This window comes from Mesorhizobium sp. M6A.T.Ce.TU.016.01.1.1 (genome assembly GCF_003997065.1).
In the GTDB taxonomy this organism is placed as follows: Bacteria; Pseudomonadota; Alphaproteobacteria; order Rhizobiales; family Rhizobiaceae; genus Mesorhizobium; species Mesorhizobium mediterraneum.
Window position 1 is genome coordinate 584,440 of sequence record NZ_RZTJ01000002.1, and the last position, 19,612, is coordinate 604,051.

Annotated in this window: 12 protein-coding genes; 6 read left to right on the forward strand and 6 right to left on the reverse strand. The window is 63.7% G+C overall.

Features of this window, described 5'->3' with window-relative positions:
• On the forward strand, positions 1 to 1,476 hold the full coding sequence (locus EOC94_RS06070; protein ID WP_127289133.1) for a HAMP domain-containing sensor histidine kinase: 1,476 nt from the start codon (positions 1 to 3) through the stop codon (positions 1,474 to 1,476).
• Positions 1,476 to 4,436 carry a bifunctional [glutamine synthetase] adenylyltransferase/[glutamine synthetase]-adenylyl-L-tyrosine phosphorylase gene (locus EOC94_RS06075; RefSeq protein WP_127289135.1) on the forward strand — a complete coding sequence of 987 codons (2,961 nt, stop codon included), beginning with the start codon at positions 1,476 to 1,478 and terminating at the stop codon, positions 4,434 to 4,436. Before EOC94_RS06070 ends, EOC94_RS06075 begins: the two co-directional genes overlap by 1 nt.
• Positions 4,437 to 4,531: 95 nt before the next feature.
• Here the strand turns inward: EOC94_RS06075 and EOC94_RS06080 are convergent, their stop codons facing one another.
• Both EOC94_RS06080 and pepN read right to left on the reverse strand, forming a co-directional pair.
• Positions 4,532 to 6,853: a PAS domain-containing sensor histidine kinase gene (locus tag EOC94_RS06080; protein ID WP_126102915.1), complete on the reverse strand. Its 2,322-nt coding sequence runs from the start codon at positions 6,851 to 6,853 to the stop codon at positions 4,532 to 4,534.
• 331 nt (positions 6,854 to 7,184) lie between these two features.
• Positions 7,185 to 9,830 carry an aminopeptidase N gene (pepN, locus tag EOC94_RS06085; protein ID WP_127289137.1) on the reverse strand — a complete coding sequence of 882 codons (2,646 nt, stop codon included), beginning with the start codon at positions 9,828 to 9,830 and terminating at the stop codon, positions 7,185 to 7,187.
• 152 nt (positions 9,831 to 9,982) lie between these two features.
• Between pepN and EOC94_RS06090 the strand changes: the two genes are divergently transcribed.
• Positions 9,983 to 12,289 carry a xanthine dehydrogenase family protein molybdopterin-binding subunit gene (locus tag EOC94_RS06090; RefSeq protein WP_127289139.1) on the forward strand — a complete coding sequence of 769 codons (2,307 nt, stop codon included), beginning with the start codon at positions 9,983 to 9,985 and terminating at the stop codon, positions 12,287 to 12,289.
• A 44-nt stretch (positions 12,290 to 12,333) separates the two neighbouring features.
• Positions 12,334 to 13,236, forward strand: coding sequence for a DMT family transporter (locus tag EOC94_RS06095; RefSeq protein ID WP_127289217.1), 903 nt, complete (start codon positions 12,334 to 12,336; stop codon positions 13,234 to 13,236).
• On the opposite strand, the gene EOC94_RS06100 is transcribed toward EOC94_RS06095, so the two are convergent.
• The 3 genes from EOC94_RS06100 to EOC94_RS06110 form a co-directional block, all read right to left on the reverse strand.
• Positions 13,237 to 14,049: a helix-turn-helix transcriptional regulator gene (locus EOC94_RS06100; protein WP_127289141.1), complete on the reverse strand. Its 813-nt coding sequence runs from the start codon at positions 14,047 to 14,049 to the stop codon at positions 13,237 to 13,239.
• 93 nt (positions 14,050 to 14,142) lie between these two features.
• Entirely contained in the window at positions 14,143 to 15,030 is an 888-nt protein-coding gene (locus tag EOC94_RS06105) for a uracil-DNA glycosylase (RefSeq protein WP_127289143.1), read from the reverse strand.
• Positions 15,031 to 15,067: 37 nt separating this feature from the next.
• Entirely contained in the window at positions 15,068 to 15,712 is a 645-nt protein-coding gene (locus tag EOC94_RS06110) for a hypothetical protein (protein WP_127205172.1), read from the reverse strand.
• 349 nt (positions 15,713 to 16,061) lie between these two features.
• Here EOC94_RS06110 and EOC94_RS06115 point away from each other — a divergent pair, with 349 nt between their 5' ends.
• Both EOC94_RS06115 and EOC94_RS06120 read left to right on the forward strand, forming a co-directional pair.
• Entirely contained in the window at positions 16,062 to 17,741 is a 1,680-nt protein-coding gene (locus tag EOC94_RS06115; RefSeq protein WP_127289145.1) for an electron transfer flavoprotein-ubiquinone oxidoreductase, read from the forward strand.
• Positions 17,742 to 17,883: 142 nt separating this feature from the next.
• The gene (locus EOC94_RS06120; RefSeq protein WP_127205174.1) at positions 17,884 to 18,486 is read left to right on the forward strand and encodes a DUF922 domain-containing protein; all 603 of its coding nucleotides are present in this window, start codon (positions 17,884 to 17,886) and stop codon (positions 18,484 to 18,486) included.
• Between the two features lie 4 nt (positions 18,487 to 18,490).
• On the opposite strand, the gene EOC94_RS06125 is transcribed toward EOC94_RS06120, so the two are convergent.
• Entirely contained in the window at positions 18,491 to 19,549 is a 1,059-nt protein-coding gene (locus EOC94_RS06125; RefSeq protein WP_127289147.1) for an endonuclease/exonuclease/phosphatase family protein, read from the reverse strand.
• Positions 19,550 to 19,612 lie beyond the last annotated feature (63 nt).

Here is a 19,612-nt window from a genome sequence, read left to right on the forward strand (position 1 = left end):
ATGGCTCTTTCCATGCCGGCCATCATGAGGACGACGGCAGCGCGGCTTTCGGCGCTCTATCTCCTGCTGTTCGCCATCTGCGCGGTGCTGCTCGTCTTCTACATGACCTCGCTGTCGGCGCGCATGCTGACCGGCCAGACCCAGGACACGATCAACGACGAGGTGCTCGGCCTCGCCCGGGCCTATCAGCGCGGCGGCTTGCCGCTGCTGGTCCGCGTGGTCGAGCAGCGCTCCCGCCAGCCCGGCGCCAATCTCTATTTGATCGCCGACACCAACGGCCAGATCCTGACCGGAAACGTGCAGAGCCTGGAGCCCGGCGTTCTCGAGGCCGAAGGCTGGACGACAGAGCCGTTTTCCTACCGGCGCTTCGGCGAGGCCGAGCTCGAGCGGCAACGCAATCCGGTCGCCGACCCGAACGACACCCAGTCCGGCCAGAACGAAGTGCAACTGGAGGGCGAGAAGGGGCATAACGCCATTGCGCTGGTGTTGCGCCTGCCGAACCAGATGATCATGCTGGTTGGTCGCGACCTCGGCGAGCCGGAGCGGTTCCGCGCCGTCATCCGCCGCGCGCTGATGCTGGCGCTGGGCATGATGGGGCTTGGCGGGCTTCTGATCTGGTTCTTTGTCGGACGCGCGGCGCTGAAGCGTATCGACTCGGTGTCGGAGGCGAGCCGCCGCATCATGGGCGGCGATCTTTCCGGCCGGCTGCCGGTCACCGGCGCAGGCGACGAGTTCGACCGCCTCTCCGAAAACCTCAATTCCATGCTGGCCAGGATCGCCACGCTCAACGAAGGGCTGAAGCAGGTCTCCGACAACATCGCCCACGATCTGAAGACACCGCTGACCAGGCTGCGCAACCGCGCCGAGGCGACGCTTTCCGGTAAGTACAAGGCCGCCGACTACCGGCAGGCGCTGGAAGGGACCATCGCCGAGTCCGACCAGCTGATAAAAACCTTCAACGCCATCCTGATGATCTCCAGGCTGGAGGCGGGCTATTCCTCCGAAAGCACCAGCCGGGTCGATCTGGCTGCGTCCGTGCGCGATGTCGTCGAGCTCTACGAGCCGGTGGCGGAGGAGGCGGGGGTGACACTTGAGACTTCGGTGCAGGATGCCTTCGCCGTCGAAGGCAATCGCGAGCTGATCGGCCAGGCGCTGTCGAACATCGTCGACAACGCGATCAAATATTCTACCGACTCGACAGCCAAGCCGTCCGTCCGCGTGGCGCTCGATCGCGTCGGCAGGGAAATCAGGCTCTCCGTCACAGACAACGGCCACGGCATCCCCGACGATGCCGATCGCGCCAGGGCGACCGAGCGTTTCGTGCGGTTGGAGAAAAGCCGCTCGCAGCCGGGTTCCGGCCTGGGCCTTAGCCTCGCCAAGGCAATCATGACATTCCACAACGGACGACTTGATCTTCTGCCCGGCGATCCCGGATTGTCCGTCGTTATGAGTTTTCCCGAAAGGGAGGATCGCTGATGGCGGTGAGGGCGGCTGCGGAACAGCCCAACTGGCTCTTGAAGCCGGCGGCAAAGCTCGTTCCTCTGGATCAGAGCCGCGCCCGGCACGAATTGTCGGGGATCGCTTCCGCCGCGCAGGAAGAGGGGCTTACCCGGCTGGGAAAATTCCTGCCCGGCAAGGGCGCCGTCCAGGACTTCCTCGCCGCAGTGTTCGACCTGTCGCCGTTTCTGCGCGACACAGTGCGCCGCCGCCCGCAGATACTCGATGCGCTTTTCGATCAAACCGTCGAGGCCCGGCTGATTACGATCGGCACGGCGATCGACAAGGCCGCGCGGGCGGAAGCCATCTCCGAAAGCAGCCTGATGATGGAGCTGCGGCAATGGAAAGCGGAAGCGCATGTCCTGATCGCGCTGGCCGATCTTGCAGGCGAGGCCGAAACCGCCGTCACGGTACGGCGGCTCAGCAGTCTTGCCGACGCCTGCACCCGCGCTGCTGTCGACTTCCTGCTTCGCGACGCGCACGGACAAGGCAAGCTCAACCTGCCGGACCCCGAGGATCCGGCGCGCCGGTCGGGTTGGATCCTGCTAGGCATGGGCAAGCTTGGCGCGCATGAGCTGAACTTCTCCTCCGACATCGACCTCGTCGTTTTCTTCGACCCGCAGGCGCCTGCCGTCGTCGATCCGCTCGACGCGACGGAGCTGTTTTCGCGCCTGACGCGCCGGCTGGTCCGCATTCTCCAGGACCGCACCGAACACGGCTATGTCTTCCGCACCGACCTCAGGCTTCGTCCCGATCCCGGTTCGACGCCGTTGGCGATCCCGGTCGAGGCGGCACTGCGCTACTACGAGGCGCGCGGCCAGAACTGGGAGCGCGCCGCCATGATCAAGGCGCGACCGGTGGCCGGCGATCTCGCAGCCGGTGCTGCGTTCCTGAAGGACCTCCAGCCCTACATCTGGCGCAAATACATGGACTATGCGGCGATTGCCGACGTTCATTCGATCAAGCGCCAGATCCACACCCACAAGGGCCACGGCGAGATCGCCGTGAAGGGCCACAACGTCAAGCTCGGCCGCGGCGGCATTCGCGAGATCGAATTCTTCGTCCAGACCCAGCAGCTCATCGCCGGCGGCCGCTTCGCCGAGCTGCGCGGCCGCGAGACCGTGCCGATGCTTGGCCAGCTTGCGGCACGCGGCTGGATCACTGCCGATGCGCGCGACGCGCTCGCCCGACAATACTGGTTCCTGCGCCGCGTCGAGCATGCCATCCAGATGGTCGCCGACGAGCAGACGCATATACTGCCGGAAGATGACGAAGGGCTTGAACGCATTGCGCGTATGCTCGGCTTTGCCGATGCGGCGGCCTTTGCCGGGGCGTTCCGCGCTGCACTCCATCAGGTCGAACGCCACTACGCAGCGCTTTTCGAAACCGCGCCCGAGCTTTCGGCGGGCATCGGCAATCTGGTCTTTACCGGCGATGTCGACGATCCCGATACGTTGCAGACCCTGCAGAGATTGGGATTCCTGCGGGCGAGCGACATCTGCCGCGTTATCCGCGGCTGGCATTTCGGCCGCTATCGCGTCACCCGGTCGGCCGAGGCGCGCGAGCGGTTGACCGAACTGACGCCGGCGCTGCTGCAATCCTTCGGCCAGACGCGCCGGGCGGACGAGGCGTTGATACGTTTCGATGAGTTTCTTGCCGGCCTGCCCGCCGGTATCCAGCTTTTCTCGCTGCTCCAGTCCAATCCCGCTCTGCTGAAGCTGATGGCGACGATCATGGGCGCGGCTCCCCGGCTGGCCGCTATCATCACGCGCCGCCCGCACGTGTTCGATGGCCTGCTGGATCCGGCCCTTTTGACCGAGCTGCCGGACCGCGCCTATCTCTCGGCGCGTCTCGCCGCCTTCCTCGAAGGCGACAGGGCCTATGAGGACGTGCTCGACCGCTTGCGTATCTTTGCTTCCGAGCAAAAATTCCTGATCGGCGTCAGGCTGCTTGCCGGCTCGATCGATCCGGTCCGCGCCGGCCGTGCCTTTTCCGATCTGGCCGATCTTACCATCGACGCGGCGCTGCGGGCGGTCATCGCCGAGTTCGCGCTGCGGCACGGCCGCGTCGCTGGCGGCACTGTTGCGCTGCTCGGCATGGGCAAGCTCGGCAGCCGCGAACTGACGGCCGGCTCCGACGTCGACCTCATCCTGCTCTATGATCACGACACCGATGCCGAAGAATCCGACGGCGACAAGCCGCTCGCCCCGTCCCACTATTACTCCAGGATGACGCAGCGGCTGATATCGGCCGTGTCCGCACCGACCGCCGAGGGCGTTCTCTACGAGCTCGACCTTCGTCTTCGGCCGTCCGGCAACAAGGGGCCGGTGGCCACTCATGTCGATGCCTTCAAGAAGTACCAGCGCAAGGACGCCTGGACATGGGAGCATATGGCGCTGTCCAGGGCTCGCGCGATCGGCGGCGATAAAGCGCTGTGCACCGAGGTCGAGGCCGAGGTGGCGGCGGTGCTTGCCCTGCCGCGCGACAGCGCCAAGGTGATGGCCGAAGCGTCCGAGATGCGCGCGATGATCGAGAAGGAGAAGCCGCCGCGCGATCTCTGGGACATCAAGCTGATCCCGGGTGGTCTCATCGATCTCGAATTCATCGCGCAGGTGGCGGTGATCACGGGCAAGGTCGAAGCCGGCCGCCGGGTCACCGGGACAGCGGAAGTCCTGTCGAGGCTGGCGCCGGATTTCGCTGAAGCCCAGGTCAGGCAGGAGCTTTGCGATGCCTATGCGCTCTATCTGGCGCTGACCCAGATGATACGGCTCTGCCTCACCGGCGTGTTCGAACGGGACGACGTTCCGCCGGGGCTTTCGGATCTGCTTCTGGCGGTCACCGACCTGCCGGATTTCGGTGTGCTGGAAGCGCACCTCAAGGAGACGTCGCAAAAGGTCAGGAAGGATTTCGACCTTTTGCTTCGTGCGAAGCGACCATGACGTTGCAACGTCAAACGGCTGTTTCGGCGAGAGCATTGGGGGCGCTGTCCCTCCGGCGTTCCCGAAAGTTCCAACCGCTTCACGACAACTGAGGGTCAGGCCGCCGCCCTGACCGGCTGCGTCGACTTCTTGATCGGAATGCGCACCGACACGATCGTGCCGGTGCCTTCGGTGGAGCGGATCTTCAAGGCGCCGCCCTGAAGCTCGGCCAACGAGCGTGAGATGGCAAGGCCAAGGCCGGATCCGGCATGGCTCTTGGAAAACTGGTTCTGCACCTGCTCGAACGGCCGCCCGAGCTTGCTCAGCGCCTCCTTCGGGATGCCGCAGCCATTGTCTTCGATCGTCAGGACCAGGGCGCTGGATGTGTTGCGGGCCCTTACCGCAATGCGGCCGCCCTGGCCGGTGAATTTCACCGCATTCGACAGGAGGTTGATGACGATCTGCTTGATTGCTCGGCGGTCGGCGAAAAGCGTCAGTGAATCGGGGATGCGTGTTTCGACAGTGATCGACTTTTCCGCTGCCTGCAGCGAGATGACGCGCACCGTTTCCCTCATCAGCGGGCAGAGGTCGATTTCCTCCTGATCCATCGAGAACTGGCCGGCCTCGATCTTCGACATGTCGAGGATGTCGTTGATGACGCCCAGAAGATATTTGCCGCTGCCGTTGATGTCGGTGGCATATTCCTCGTAGCGCGGCGAGCCCAAGGGCCCGAACAGCGCCTGTTCCATCAGCTCCGAGAAGCCGATGATCGCGTTGAGCGGCGTGCGCAGTTCGTGCGACATGTTCGCCAGGAACTCGGATTTGGCCCGGTTCGCGGCCTCGGCGCGCTCGGTTTCCTTCATGTATTCGCGATTGAGCTCGACCAGTTCGCGCGACCGCTCTTCCTCCGCCCGGCGGGCAAGGCTGAGGTCGTGGATCGTCGCCATCAGCCGGCGCTCGCTGTCTACCAGCTTCTCCTGGTGCAGCTTGATCTGGGTGATGTCGGAGCCGACCGAGACGGTGCCGCCGTCCCTGGTTCTGAGCTCATTGACCTGCAGCCAGCGGCCATCGGCAAGCTGCCGCTCGAAGGTCACGCCGCCTTGCTGCCCGTTGGTGTTGGCAAGCCGCCGCTCCGAAGCGAAGGCAAGCATGCGTTCCTCCAGAACGGCGCGCGAGGCGCCCGGCATCACGTCGCGATCCGACAGGCCGTTATCCTGCTGGTACTTGGAATTGCACATGATCAGACGCTGGGCGGAATCCCAGAGCACGAAGGATTCGTTGATGTTTTCGATGGCCGTTCGCAGACGAAGATCCGCGGCCTCGGAGCGCAGCGCCAGGTGCCGCTGCTCGGTGACGTCGACAGCGATGCCGATCAGTTGGATCTCCGGCGCTTCCGGGTCGATCACCTGCGCCCTTGCGCGCATCCACACCCATTGTCCGTCGGCATGGCGCATCCGGAACACCTGGTCGATGTGATCGATCTCGCGTGCGACGATCCTGTTGGCAAGCTCGAACAGGTCGCCGTCCTCGGGATGGATGATCTCGTCGACCTCGCCGAACGACAGCATCGTGTCGCAGGGCTCGTAGCCCAGCATGTCGTACATCGAGCGCGACCAGTACATCTTGCCACGCACCATGTCCCAGTCCCACAGGCCGCAGCGGCCGCGCACCAGCGCCATGTCGATGCGCTGGTGCGCTTCGAGATAGATGCGGTCGGCGGCCTGGGCGCGCGCCGCCTGGCCGAAATAAGCGTAGAGGATGATGATCAGCACGCCGGCTGTAAGCACGAAGAGGGTGACGTTGAGCGAAACGGTCTTGCGCCACGTGTCGAAGACCGCTTCCTGCGGAACGAGCGCTGCGGCAGCGCCTTTCCCGCCACTTGCCAGGCTCACTGCCGCATACCAGTCCTGACCGCCGATGCTGACCTCCATGACGCCGGCGCGGTCGCCGAACATGAACAGCGGTTGACCGCCTTGGACGATGCCGTCGAGCGGTCGCCCCTCCCAGCGCGTTGATAGCGGTGTCACGGCAATGATCTTGAGCGCGCCGTCGGTGACCGCAAGCACGTGGCTTCGGCCCATGGCGCCCTGACGGCTAATGCCCTCCAACAGGTCCTGCGTCGCGCCCGGCGCCATCTTCGCATCGACGCTAATCGAACTGGCCAGTTGGCCCGCCGCGAGCGAGAGGATCGCCTTGGCGTCGCGTTCCACGTCGTCGCGCTCGTTCATCAGCGACAGGAACCGCAGCGCCGCGATGACGAGCAGGAAAATGATGATCAGGGCCGGTATCGATCGGCGCAACAGTGGCTCGGCTGCCAGGAGCCGTCGGTAGGCGGGTTCGGCGATGAGCCGCGCATTGCCGGCGAGACCATCGCTTCTCGCCTCACGCCGCTCAAAAGCCGTCCCTCCGGGCGCGCCCCACGCGTCCGCCTTCGCCATAAATGGCTCTCCCCGATTTTGAATCTGCTTGACGATCCGGCGACGCCGCACTTCCGAATCTTCAGCTAAAGAATCAAAGGTGATTCGCCTTGTCCAGAGGCGCGGCGAAAAAAGATTAAAAATCGACTAAAATAATGGCTAAATCCGCCGATCTCCCTCCCCCTTGAGGGGCGGGTGGCCCGTAGGGCCGGAAGGGGTCGTCGGCGAAGCGCTCCATCTTTGAATCAAGGGTCGAGGCAGGTGGGATCGGTCGAGGCCGCGCACTGCCGCAGCGACCCCACCCGTCCATCCGCCTTCGGCGGCTGTCCAACCTCCCCTCAAGGGGGAGGGATCACGCAAGAGTGCGCTCGACGATGTCCCGCAAATCAGCCGACAGGTTCTCGACATTGGCAATCGATCGCAGCGCTTCCCTTGCCTTGGCCTGCCGGGCAGGTTCGAGCGAGCGCCATGATCTGAGTGCCGTCGCCAGCCTGGCGGCCAACTGCGGGTTGCGCTTTTCGACCTGCAAGACCGTTTCGACGAAAAACCGGTAGCCTTCGCCGTCGGCGCGATGGAAGCCGGTCTGGTTGGCGCTGGAAAACGTGCCGACAAGCGAGCGCACCCGGTTCGGGTTGGCCATAGAGAAGGCCGGGTGGCCGGTCAGGGCGCGCACCGCATGAATGGTTTGCGGGCCTGGCACGCTGGCCTGGATCTGGAACCACTTGTCCATCACCAGAGGATCGGTCGCATATTTCGCTCCAAAGTCAGCCAGTGCCTTGACCGTCTCGGGCGAACCGCTGTGGCGGAGCGCAAGCACGGTCAATGCAGCGGCGCGGTCCGTCATATTGGTCGCGGACTGGAAATGCCGGGCCGCAAGCGCCGCGCTTCCCGGCAGCAGCGAGAGATAGTCGAGCAGGATGTTGCGCAGCGCCCGCCGCCCGGCGCTCGCCGCAACCGGACTGAAAGCGTCCTTGTCGGCCAGTCGATCGTAGAGGCGGGAGAATATCTCGCTGTTGGTCTCGGCGATCGCGGCCGTCAGCGCCTCGCGGGCCGAGAGGATGGCATCGGGGTCGATGTTCTTGCCGATGTCACGGGCGATATCGGCTTCGCTCGGAAGCGCCAGAGCCAGCGCTCGATAGGCCGGCTCAAGTGTCTCGTCGCCGGCTATCTTGCCGGCAAGATCGGTTAACCGTGATGCGAAATTGGGCTGCTTGCCGCCAAGGACCTGGCGGAAGGCGGATATCAGGGAGTCGGTCAAAAGCGTGTTGAACGCCTGCCAGCGCGAGAAGGTATCGTCGTCATGGCCGGCAAGGAAGAACTGATCGTCGGCCTTCTGCTCGACGGAAAGCGTCACCGGCGCCGAGAAGCCGCGGTTGAGCGACATGGCCGGGCGCTCGGCAACGCCCGAGAAGCGCACCATGTGCCGGCGCTTGCGGATGTGGATAACGCCGTCCTCGACGGAAGCTCCCTCGACGCCGTTATAGGCTATCGCTTTGCCATCGGCGCCGACCAGGCTGAAGGCCAGCGGAATGTGCATCAGCCGCTTGCGGCTTTCGGACGGCGTCGGCGGCACCGACTGCTCGATCTCGAGCGTGAATTCCTGGGCTGCCGCATTGTGCGTCGAACTGATCGTCAGATTGGGCGTGCCCGCCTGATGGTACCAGAGCGAAAATTGCGACAGGTCGCGGCCGGACACATCCTCGAACACCTTGATGAAGTCCTCGATCGTCGCAGCCTCGCCGTCATGGCGCTGGAAATAAAGGTCCATGCCGGCCCGGAACGTCTCGGCGCCGAGAATGGTGCGGATCATGCGCACCACTTCCGAGCCCTTTTCGTAGACCGTCGCCGTGTAGAAATTGTTGATCTCGCGGTAGCGGCGCGGCCGCACCGGATGCGCCAGCGGCCCCTGGTCTTCGGGAAACTGATGCGCCCTGAGCGTGCGCACTTCGGCAATGCGTTTTACCGCTCGCGAGCGTTGGTCGGCCGAGAATTCGTGATCGCGAAAAACCGTCAGCCCTTCCTTCAGGCAAAGCTGGAACCAGTCGCGGCAAGTGATTCTGTTGCCAGTCCAATTGTGGAAATACTCGTGCGCGATGATCGCCTCGATATTGGCGAAATCGGCATCCGTGGCGGTCTCCTGGTCGGCCAGCACATATTTGTCGTTGAAGATGTTGAGGCCCTTGTTCTCCATCGCGCCCATATTGAAGTCGGACACGGCGACGATGTTGAAAACGTCGAGGTCGTATTCGCGGCCGAACGCCTCCTCGTCCCATTTCATCGACCGCTTCAGGGCGTCCATGGCGTAGCCGGCGAGCCGCTCCTTGCCCGGCTCGACATAGATGCCGAGATCGACCTTGCGACCGGATAGCGTGATGAAGCTGTCTGCGACTTTGCCGAGCGCGCCCGCCACCAGTGCGAATAGATAGGACGGCTTGGGGAAGGGGTCGTGCCAGACCGCATAGTGCCAGCCGTCGGCAAGTTCGCCGCTGCCCGCCGGGTTGCCGTTGGAAAGAAGCAGTGGCGCCTCGTGGCGCCGCGCCTCGATGCGCACCGTATAGACGGACAGGATATCGGGGCGATCGAGAAAATAAGTGATGCGCCGAAAGCCCTCGGCCTCGCATTGCGTGCAATAGACGTTGCTGGAGCGATAGAGGCCCATCAGGGCTTCGTTGTGTGCCGGCGCTAGCTCGGTTTCGATCAGGAGCTGGAAGCGGGGTGCTGCGGGCGGCGTGGTGATCGTCAGCTGATCGGGCGTGGCAAAAAAATCCATCGGCGCGAGTGTCCGGCCGTCGATTGCGATGCGGCTGAGCGTCAGGCCATCGCCATCCAGCACCAGTGGCACTGACGCCGCCACGCCGTCGCGGCGTTCGACCGTCAGTTCGGCGGTGACGCGCGTGGCTTCTGGCGACAGGCGGAAAGTCAGGCTGGTTTCCGGAATGAGATAGTCGTTGGGGCGATAGTCTTCGAGCTTGAAGACCTGGCCGGTGTCAGTGCGCATTCGGTGGGGTTTCCTGTCGATTCCCGCAGCGGCAAGTGGGTCCGCTGGTCTAAAAATTTGAAGCCCGCGCTCTTTACACGAAACCGTCACTCGACAAAACTGGCGCAATGCCTATTTCAGGCACTCGTTCTCCACATCATCGCGAGGTATCCATGACCGTGGTCACACCGAAATTCGGCATGGGCGCATCTGTGCTGCGTCGCGAGGACCAGGCCTTCCTCAAAGGTCTCGGTCGCTATACGGACGACATCCAGCCGGCCGGCCTCCTGCACGGCTACGTCCTGCGCTCGCCGGTGGCCAAGGCAAGCTTCACCATCGGTTCGACCGAGGCGGCCAAGGCGGCACCTGGCGTCCATCTGGTGCTGACCGGTGCGGATCTTGCTCATCTCGGCAAGCTGAAATCCGGCGTCATGCAGAGGCAGCCGGACGGCACCAAGGCGCCGACCCGCGACATTCCGGTCCTTTGCCGCGACCGGGTCAATTATGTCGGCGACGCCGTCGCATTCGTCGTCGCCGACAGCCGCGCGCTGGCGCAGGACGCGGCCGAGCTGATCGAGGTCGATTACGAGGGCGAGGATGCCGCGTCCGGCACCGCCACGGCGCTTGACGAAGGCACGCCGCTGGTCTGGCCGGAACTCGGCTCCAACCGCGCCTTCAGCTACCACATCGGCGACAAGGCGAAGACCGCGGCGGCCTTCGCCAGGGCCGCGCATGTCACGCGCATCGAATTCATCAACAACCGGCTGGTCTGCAATTACATGGAGCCGCGCTCGGCGATCGGCGAGTGGAGCACGCAAGAGAACCGCTTCGTGCTGACCACGGGCTCGCAGGGCGTGCATTCGATGCAGTACATCCTGGCCGACGTGTTCAAGATCAAGAAGAACCAGCTGCGCGTCATCACGCCGGATGTCGGCGGCGGCTTCGGACCGAAAAGCTTCGTCTATCGCGAGCATCCGCTGGTGCTCGAGGCCGCCAAGCGTCTTGGCCGCCCGGTGAAATGGGCCGGGGACCGCACCGAGCATTTCCTCACCGATGCGCAAGGCCGCGACAATGTCGTGACCGCCGAGATGGCAATGGACAAGGATGGCCGCTTCCTCGGCATGAGGGTCGACCTCCTCGCCAATATCGGCGCCTACATCTCGCAATACGGCCCGTTCATCCCCTATATCGGCGTCACCATGTCGACCGGCGTCTACGACATCCAGGCGCTCGATGTTTCGGTGACCGGCCTTTACACCAATACCTGCCCGGTCGATGCCTATCGCGGTGCCGGGCGCCCGGAAGCAGCATTCCTGCTGGAAAAGCTCGTCGACGCCTGCGCCCATGATCTCAGCCTTCCCGTCGAAGAGATCCGCCGGCGCAATTTCATTCGGCCTCAGCAGTTTCCCTATCGCACCCAGACCGACCGCCTTTATGATACCGGCGAATTCGCAGGCCATATGGACCGCGCCATCGAACAGGCGGAGTGGCAGGCGTTCCCGGAACGGCTGGTGCAGTCGAAGGCGGCGGGCAAAATCCGCGGCATCGGCATGGCGACCTATATCGAGGCCTGCGCCTTTCCGGGTTCTGAGCCGGCCTTTGTCGAACTGAACGGCGACGGCACAGTGACGCTGAAGATCGGCACCCAGACCAACGGGCAGGGGCACGCGACCGCCTATGCGCAATTCCTATCGGAAAAGCTTCATCTCGGTATCGACAAGATCCAGGTCCGCCAGGGCGACACCGACGAGCTGAAGGCCGGCGGCGGCACCGGCGGCTCGCGCTCCATTCCCCTTGGCGGTGTCTCAGCTTCTCGGGCGGGTGAGGATCTGGCCAACAAGATCAAGCGTATCGCCGCGGATGAGCTGGAAGCCTCGGCCGGCGACATCGAACTGTCGAACGGCGTTGCCCGCATTGTCGGCACCGACCGCACCATCGATTTTTCGAGTATCGCCAAGGCCGCCAAGAACCCGGACGATCTCAAGGGCTTTGGCGAGTTCGTGCAGGACGAATGCACCTATCCGAACGGCACCCATATCTGCGAGGTCGAGATCGATCCCGACACCGGCATAACGGTGATCGTTCGCTATACGATCGTCGACGATTTCGGCGTCACCGTGAACCCGATATTGCTGGCCGGTCAGGTGCATGGTGGCGTCGTCCAGGGCATCGGCCAGGCGCTGACCGAGAACACGGTCTATGACGAGGACGGGCAGCTGCTGACGGCGAGCTTCATGGATTACGCCATGCCGCGCGCCGACGATTTCCCGTTCTTCCATTTCGAGACCCGCAACGTGCCCTCGACCACCAATGCGCTGGGCATCAAGGGAGCAGGCGAGGCGGGCACGATCGGAGCGACGCCGGCCGCCCTCAACGCGGTGACGGATGCACTCTTTCGCGCCTACGGCATCAAGCACATCGACATGCCGGCGACCCCGGCGCGCATCTGGGCAGCGATCCAGGAAGCAACTGCTAAGTGAGCCCTGCGGATCATCCCGACGGGCACAATACGCTCACCGGGATCATGCTCAAGATCGTGTCGGTGGCGGTCTTCGTCGGCATGTCGTCCTGCATCAAGGCGGCGGGCACGGTGCCGGCGGGCCAGATCGTCTTCTTCCGCTCCTTCTTTGCCATCTTTCCGATCATCGTCTTCCTGGCCTTCCAGAAAAAGCTTGGCACGGCGTTTTCGACCAAGCGCCCGCTCAACCACATTGCGCGCGGCGTTGTCGGTGTCTGCGCCATGGGGCTCGGTTTCTTCGCGCTGACGCGGCTGCCGCTGCCCGAGGCGATCACGCTGAACTACGCTCAGCCGCTGCTGGTGGTGGTGTTCAGTTCGATCTTCCTCGGCGAAGCGATCCGCGTCTATCGCTGGAGCGCGGTTGCGGTCGGGCTGGTCGGCGTCCTGGTCATCTCATGGCCGGAACTGACCCTGCTGAGCTCGGGCGCAGCACTCGGCGATCAGGAGGTGCTCGGCGTCATCGCCGCCCTGGTCGCGGCAGCGATCTCGGCCGTAGCCATGCTGCTGGTGCGCAATCTCGTCCAGAGCGAGCCGACGGCAACCATCGTGCTATGGTTTTCGGTGACGGCGAGCGTCCTGGCGTTGCTTTCGCTGCCGTTCGGCTGGCAGGCGCTGACACCGGTCCAGGCGGCTCTTCTGGTTGTGTCAGGCTTTTGCGGCGGGGTCGCTCAGATTCTGATGACTGCAGCCTATCGCCATGCCGAGGCCTCGGTCGTGGCACCCTTCGAGTACACATCTATGATACTCGGTATAGCTGTCGGCTATCTCGCTTTCGGCGACGTCCCGACGGTTCATATGCTCATCGGCGGCCTGATCGTCGTTGCCGCCGGCATCTTCATCATCTGGCGCGAGCGCCAGCTTGGCCTCGAACGTGCCCGCACTCGCCAGGCGACCCCGCCGCAAGGATGATCAGGACGGCTCGGCACGCTCCTTCGCCAATCGCACCAGCACCGTCCGTGTCTGCTCATCGGCGGGGAAAAAGGATTCGATCGCCAGTTCCGACAGCGTCACGTCGAGCGGCGTGCCGAACACGGTGATCGTGCTGAGGAACGACAGCACAGCATCGCCATGGGCAAGCCGCAGCGGGTGCACGATCGCGTTTGGTTCGACCGGCACCGGCCGCGCGCCGTTCAGGCCGGACGGATAGGTCCGAAGCTCGCGTTCCAGTTCGACCAGAACCGGGTCGCCTGAGGCGTCGTTCTGGTGTTTCAGCCGGTCGAGAAGATGGGCGCGCCATTCGGCGAGGTTGACGATACGCGGCGCGACGCCACCCGGATGCAGGCTGAGTCGCAGCACGTTGACCGGGGGCTTCAGCAAGGAGGGCTCGGCGACATTGGCTAGGAACGGGCCGATGGCGGCATTCGCCGACACCAGGTTCCAGTGCCGGTCGACAGCGAGCGCTGGGAAGGGTTCGTGCCCCTTGAGCACGATCTCGACGGCCGCCATCGCCGGCGCCAGTGAGGCATCGGTGAGGGAACGCTCGCTGAAACTGGGGGCAAAGCCCGCGGCCAGCAGGAGCTGGTTGCGCTGCCTCAGCGGGATCGACAGCTGTTCGGCCAGATGCAGCACCATGTCGCGCGAGGGTGCCGCGCGACCGCTTTCCACGAAGCTCAGATGCCGTTGCGAGATTTCGGCTTCCATAGCGAGATCGAGTTGGCTCATACGCCGGCGCGTGCGCCATTCGCGAATGAGGCTGCCGGCGGAGGTCTGGGTTGCTGTCATGAGCGCATGACTAGGCCGCTAGCGGATGCATTTCAATTACCTGGCAGGTTATGGCGCTTCTCCCGGCTTTGCGGGGCGAGGAAACGCTGGTCGTCAACCCAGCGCCCGCAGCTTCGCCTTCACCTCAAGGAAATCCCGCCACGCCAGCTTCTTGTGCGCGGGGGTTCTCAAGAGATAGGCCGGGTGAAGGGTCGGCATGGCGGGAATGGCAATGCCCGAGGCGGTCGTGTGGACGCGCCAATTGCCGCGCAGCCGCAGGATCCCCTCGGTGGTGTTGAGAAGCGTCTTTGCCGAGGGGCCGCCAAGGTTGACCAGCACCTTCGGATTGACCAGCTCGATCTGCCGTTCGATGAACGGCCGGCAGATCTCCGTCTCGTGCGGTGTCGGCGTGCGGTTGCCCGGCGGCCGCCAGGGGATGACATTGGCGATGTAGGCCGACGTCCGGTCGAGGCCGATCGCGGCCAGCATCCGGTCGAGCAGCCGGCCCGAACGGCCGACGAACGGCAATCCCTCGATATCCTCGTCGCGCCCGGGCGCCTCGCCGACCAGCATCACCGCGGCGTTCGGATTGCCGTCGGCGAACACCAGGTTCTTGGCGGTGAATTTGAGGTTGCAGCCGTCGAATGCCGCCATGTGCTGGCGAAGCTCGTCCAGGGTTGCCGCCGTCGTTGCCAATTGGCGCGCCAGGGCGGCTTGCTGCTCATCGGGCACCGTCGCTGTGCCGGACGGCGCGCGCACCGCCGGTGCCGCAACTTGCCTTTCGCCCATTTCGGCGCGTGAGACGCTGGTCGAGCGAGGCGGCGCGGCGTTTTCACCAGTTGGCGACGCAACCGTCGCTGGCGCCCGCTCAGGTGGCTTCGACGCAGCCTCGGCAAACCTGTTCACCGGCTCGTCTTCAAGCGCTTCATCGACGCCCGCGCTGGCGTAGAAGGCCAGAAGGTCGGCGATGTCAGGTCGGTTGTCTCGGGGAACGGCAGTCATGCCTTCACATTCGGCCGCGCGGCAGGAATTTGCAAGTTCAGCTCGACGGTATACGGGGATCCTGCACCAGATAGAACGTCCAGCGCGGTGTGTAGTCGGTGATCAGATAATCGAATTTTGCTGTCTTCAGCGGGTCGATCTTGCCGCTCTTGAACAGGAGCCGGTCATAGGGTTCGAAGTCGCGATCGAAATCGGCAAAGCTGCTCGACCAGATGTTGTCAGGCGTCTTGTTGCGCTGGTCGAATGACAGGCCGTCGCCGAACACGCTCGGCCGGTGGAGCACCTCCTGGAGCTCGAACTGGAACTCGACCCAGGCCTGGCCGCTGTTGTTGAGCACGTCGATGCGCATATACATGAGGCCGTTGGCAAATTGGCCCGCGGTGCCGAACGGCTGGATCGGCTTTGTCGTGCGGATAGTCAGTGTCACCGGCGTTGCCGAATTCAGCTCTTCGGTGATGACAAGCGGGTCCTCCTTTGTCCCGACGCCCGAGGCGCTGGTGATGCGGAAGCCGCCGAGCTCGTCGGAAAAGGAGTAGGCTCCGGCCGCCCAGACCCTTTGCGGCTCGGCATGGGCGCCAATGGGCGCCAGCGGCAAAAGGGCCAAAACGAGCGCCCGGCAAATCCGTCCGGGCGAGGAAAAAAAGCGCGTCGATGAAAAGCCAGTCGGCCCGTATATGCGCATGGCGCGAAGTATGGACGATAAGCAAGCCGTCGAACAATTAAAAACGTGAAGGCGACGGCTCTCCTTGGAAATGAGCCTGGCCCAGATCGATGTTCGGGTGGACCCCAAATCGCGATTTTGTAGTACGATGCGCGACTTTTTGACGAAATCGGCATTGTCACGTCAGCGCCGGTTTCGCGTCGCGAATTGATGCGCTATGCAGCGGATAAGCCAGCAAGATGCGCAAATGCGCTCGCATGACCCCAAAAAGTGAAATCACTTTTTGGAAAGGATCATGCGAAAATAAAAGTTGCCAGAGTGTCCTTTGCGCGTCCAATGGGCGCGCGGCACTCTGGGCAGTGAGGGGTTGATGAGCGATATCGAACGCGAAAGCATGGAATTCGACGTGGTCGTCGTCGGCGCCGGTCCGGCCGGCCTCGCCGCCGCGATCCGTCTCAAGCAGGTCAATCCCGAGCTTTCCGTCGTCGTTCTGGAAAAGGGTGGCGAAGTCGGCGCCCACATCCTTTCCGGCGCCGTCGTCGACCCGATCGGCATCGACCGGTTGTTGCCGGGCTGGCGCGAGGAGGAGGGTCATCCTTTCAAGACGCCGGTGACGGCAGACCATTTCCTGGTCCTCGGCCCCGCCGGTTCGTTCCGTCTGCCCAACATCCTGATGCCGCCGCTGATGAACAATCATGGCAACTACATCGTTTCCCTCGGCAATGTCTGCCGCTGGCTGGCGACCAAGGCCGAGGCGCTGGGCGTCGAGGTCTATCCGGGCTTTGCCGCCGTGGACCTCATTTACAGTGACGAAGGCGCGGTCACCGGCGTTGTCACCGGCGATATGGGCGTCGAGAAGGACGGCACGCATGGCCCGGGCTTCGCGCCGGGCATGGCGCTGATGGGTAAATACGTGCTGATTGGCGAGGGCGCGCGCGGCTCGCTGGCCAAGCAGCTGATCGCCAAATACCATCTTTCCGACGGCCGCGAGCCCGGCAAATATGGCATCGGCCTCAAGGAGCTCTGGCAGGTCAAGCCGGAGAACCACCGGCCGGGCCTTGTCCAGCACTCCTTCGGCTGGCCGCTCGACATGAAGACCGGCGGCGGCTCCTTCCTCTACCATCTGGAGGACAACCAGGTGGCGGTCGGCTTCGTCGTCCACCTCAACTACAAGAACCCCTATCTGTCGCCGTTCGACGAGTTCCAGCGCTTCAAGACCCATCCGGCGATCAAGGGCACATTCGAGGGCGGCAAGCGGCTGGGCTATGGCGCCCGCGCCATCACCGAGGGCGGCTGGCAGTCGGTGCCGAAACTGTCCTTCCCCGGGGGCGCGCTGATCGGGTGTGCCGCCGGCTTCGTCAACGTGCCGCGCATTAAAGGATCGCACAATGCCGTGCTCTCAGGAATGCTGGCGGCCGAGCATGTCGCCGAGGCGATCGGCGCCGGTCGCGGCAATGACGAACTGGCTTCTTACGAGGCGGCATGGCGGGCGACCGACATCGGCAAGGATTTGAAGAAGGTGCGCAACGTCAAGCCATTGTGGTCGCGCTTCGGCACCGTCGTCGGCGTCGGCATTGGCGGCCTCGACATGTGGCTGAACACGCTGTTCGGCTTTTCGCCCTTCGGCACGCTGAAGCACGGCAAGGCCGACTATGCGACGCTGGAACCGGCCGCCAAGCATAAGAAGATCGTCTATCCGAAGCCGGACGGCGTGCTCACCTTCGACCGCCTGTCGTCGGTGTTTCTCTCCAACACCAACCACGAGGAAAACGAGCCTGTCCACCTGCTGGTCGCGGATATGGATCTGCAGCAGCGTTCCGAGCACGATGTCTTTGCTGGGCCCTCGACACGCTACTGCCCGGCCAGCGTCTACGAATGGGTCGACAAGGATGGCAACGCCGCCGCCGATCCCGAGGCGAAGGACGTGCGCTTCGTCATCAACGCGCAGAACTGCGTCCACTGCAAGACTTGCGACATCAAGGACCCGAACCGAAACATAACCTGGGTGCCGCCACAAGGTGGCGAGGGACCTGTCTACCAGAACATGTAGCTTATCAAACGGCAGTCCGCCAGAATCGCCGCGTCGGTCTCGACCGTCAGTCGGTGAGGCCCGCTACATTTGCGGCCTCTAAAAAACGTTGAAGCGGCGCGGCGCTTGTGGTTCCCTTCCTTCCTAACCCGGAGAGATGACCATGCGCGTGGCGATCCTGACGTGCCTTGCAGCGATTGGCGCCTTGTGCGGCTTCGCACCATCGGCATCGGCTGACACGAAGGTGCTGGTCAAGACCCGGACCTACGACATATCAGGAACCACGGGCGCCGCCCTGATCGGGGCCATGGACCGCAAGGGTCCAAAGAGGCACGGCTTCATGACACACGCCATCGCGCTGACCGCCTATACCGTAAATTGGGACCTTGAGGTTCGCAGGGAGGGTGGTGTCTGCCATCTGCGGCAGGCCAATGGGACACTCGATCTCACCTACACCTTGCCCCGCATGGCCTCAGCCGCGACGCCGGCGCTTCAGAAGCGCTGGAAGCGGTTTTTCGCGGGCGTTCGTGCCCACGAGCATAGCCACGGCCGCATCGCCAGGACAATGATGCGGGCCACCGAGAAATCGATCACTGGATTGGAGTTCGCCGACAACTGGTTGTGCAGCAAGACGCACCGCGAGGCGAGGCGCCGGATCAAGGCCGTCTATGCCGAATACGAGGCGAAACAGAACGCCTTCGACGCGCGCGAGCATCGCGACGGCGGCCATGTCGAGCACCTCGTTGGTGCCCTGCGCAAGCAGTAGGCGCTCAGCTTCGAAACTTGCCGTTCTGTGTCACGGAAGCGGTCGCGGTTTCATCTTCGTCGACCGGCTTTTTCTCTTCCGGCCTAAGCGAGAATTCCACCATCACCGGAAGATGATCGGAGCCTGTGCCTTCCAGCCTCGACACCGAATGGATGAGAACCGCGCCCTTGCTGAAAACCTGGTCGATCGGCAGTCCGGCGAAGCGCAGGAAGTCCGGCAGCTTGATATAGAGCCAGGTCGGCCCCGGCGAAGGCACCACTGTCAGCTTGCCAAGATCCGCGACGCGCCGGACGGCGGCACTCCACGGCACTGCGTTGCAATCGCATGCCAGGATCGACGTCTCGCCAAGCGAGGCGAGTTCCTCCGACAATCCGCCGATCTGCCGTGATTGGTTGCGCGGCCATGGCCAGGTGAGGTGCATTGCGGCTGCGTCGACGTCGGTTCCGCCGAAATCGACCGTCGCGATGGCCATCGCACCGCGCCTGTCGCAGCGCGGTTGCGTACCGGCGGCAAACGGTCGTCTGGACAGCAGCGCAACGCCGAACACGCCATTGGGGTAGGGGCAGAGGATCCGGTAGGGATAGGCGCTGGCAATATAGCCAAGCTCGGTCGTCCACATCTCCGACACTTCATCGAGAGTGATCACGTCCGGATTGGTCCGGCCGATCAGCGACAGCACTTTCTTCGGCGTCGGATTGTTGAACCGCAGGTTCATCTGCAGCAGGCGATAGACCGGCTGGTCATCGGGGTAGACCGTGTGGTCACCGGGGTTAACTTCGTAGGCTGCCTGGACCGGCCACAGGCGGGGCACGGGCAGCGCGTTCGACGTGGTGGCAAAGGCAGCCACGGCAAAGAGCAGCGCTGTGGCCGCCTGCAGGCGAAATGAAGTCACGAGCAGCGGCAGCGCGCAAAGCGCCATCAGCACGGCAAGATGGACGCGGAAATGGGCGAAGGAATCGAAGGCCGGATGCAGCGTTCCGAAAAACCCGGCCACCAGCGCAACCGAGCAGCCGAGCATTGCGACGAATGCCACCGACGCCATCATGTTTCGAACGCGTGCCATCTACTTTGCTTATCGGCAGAAATGCAGCCAATCAAGATGACGAAATGCCCTGCCGCGATGTTA

Bases quoted from the DNA above. Each gene is read 5' to 3' on its own strand.
- EOC94_RS06070 (WP_127289133.1), top strand. From the start codon at position 1: ATGGCTCTTTCCATGCCGGCCATCATGAGGACGACGGCAGCGCGGCTT.
- EOC94_RS06075 (WP_127289135.1), top strand. From the start codon at position 1,476: ATGGCGGTGAGGGCGGCTGCGGAACAGCCCAACTGGCTCTTGAAGCCG.
- EOC94_RS06080 (WP_126102915.1), bottom strand. From the start codon at position 6,853: ATGGCGAAGGCGGACGCGTGGGGCGCGCCCGGAGGGACGGCTTTTGAG.
- pepN (WP_127289137.1), bottom strand. From the start codon at position 9,830: ATGCGCACTGACACCGGCCAGGTCTTCAAGCTCGAAGACTATCGCCCC.
- EOC94_RS06090 (WP_127289139.1), top strand. From the start codon at position 9,983: ATGACCGTGGTCACACCGAAATTCGGCATGGGCGCATCTGTGCTGCGT.
- EOC94_RS06095 (WP_127289217.1), top strand. From the start codon at position 12,334: ATGCTCAAGATCGTGTCGGTGGCGGTCTTCGTCGGCATGTCGTCCTGC.
- EOC94_RS06100 (WP_127289141.1), bottom strand. From the start codon at position 14,049: ATGACAGCAACCCAGACCTCCGCCGGCAGCCTCATTCGCGAATGGCGC.
- EOC94_RS06105 (WP_127289143.1), bottom strand. From the start codon at position 15,030: ATGACTGCCGTTCCCCGAGACAACCGACCTGACATCGCCGACCTTCTG.
- EOC94_RS06110 (WP_127205172.1), bottom strand. From the start codon at position 15,712: ATGCGCATATACGGGCCGACTGGCTTTTCATCGACGCGCTTTTTTTCC.
- EOC94_RS06115 (WP_127289145.1), top strand. From the start codon at position 16,062: ATGAGCGATATCGAACGCGAAAGCATGGAATTCGACGTGGTCGTCGTC.
- EOC94_RS06120 (WP_127205174.1), top strand. From the start codon at position 17,884: ATGCGCGTGGCGATCCTGACGTGCCTTGCAGCGATTGGCGCCTTGTGC.
- EOC94_RS06125 (WP_127289147.1), bottom strand. From the start codon at position 19,549: ATGGCACGCGTTCGAAACATGATGGCGTCGGTGGCATTCGTCGCAATG.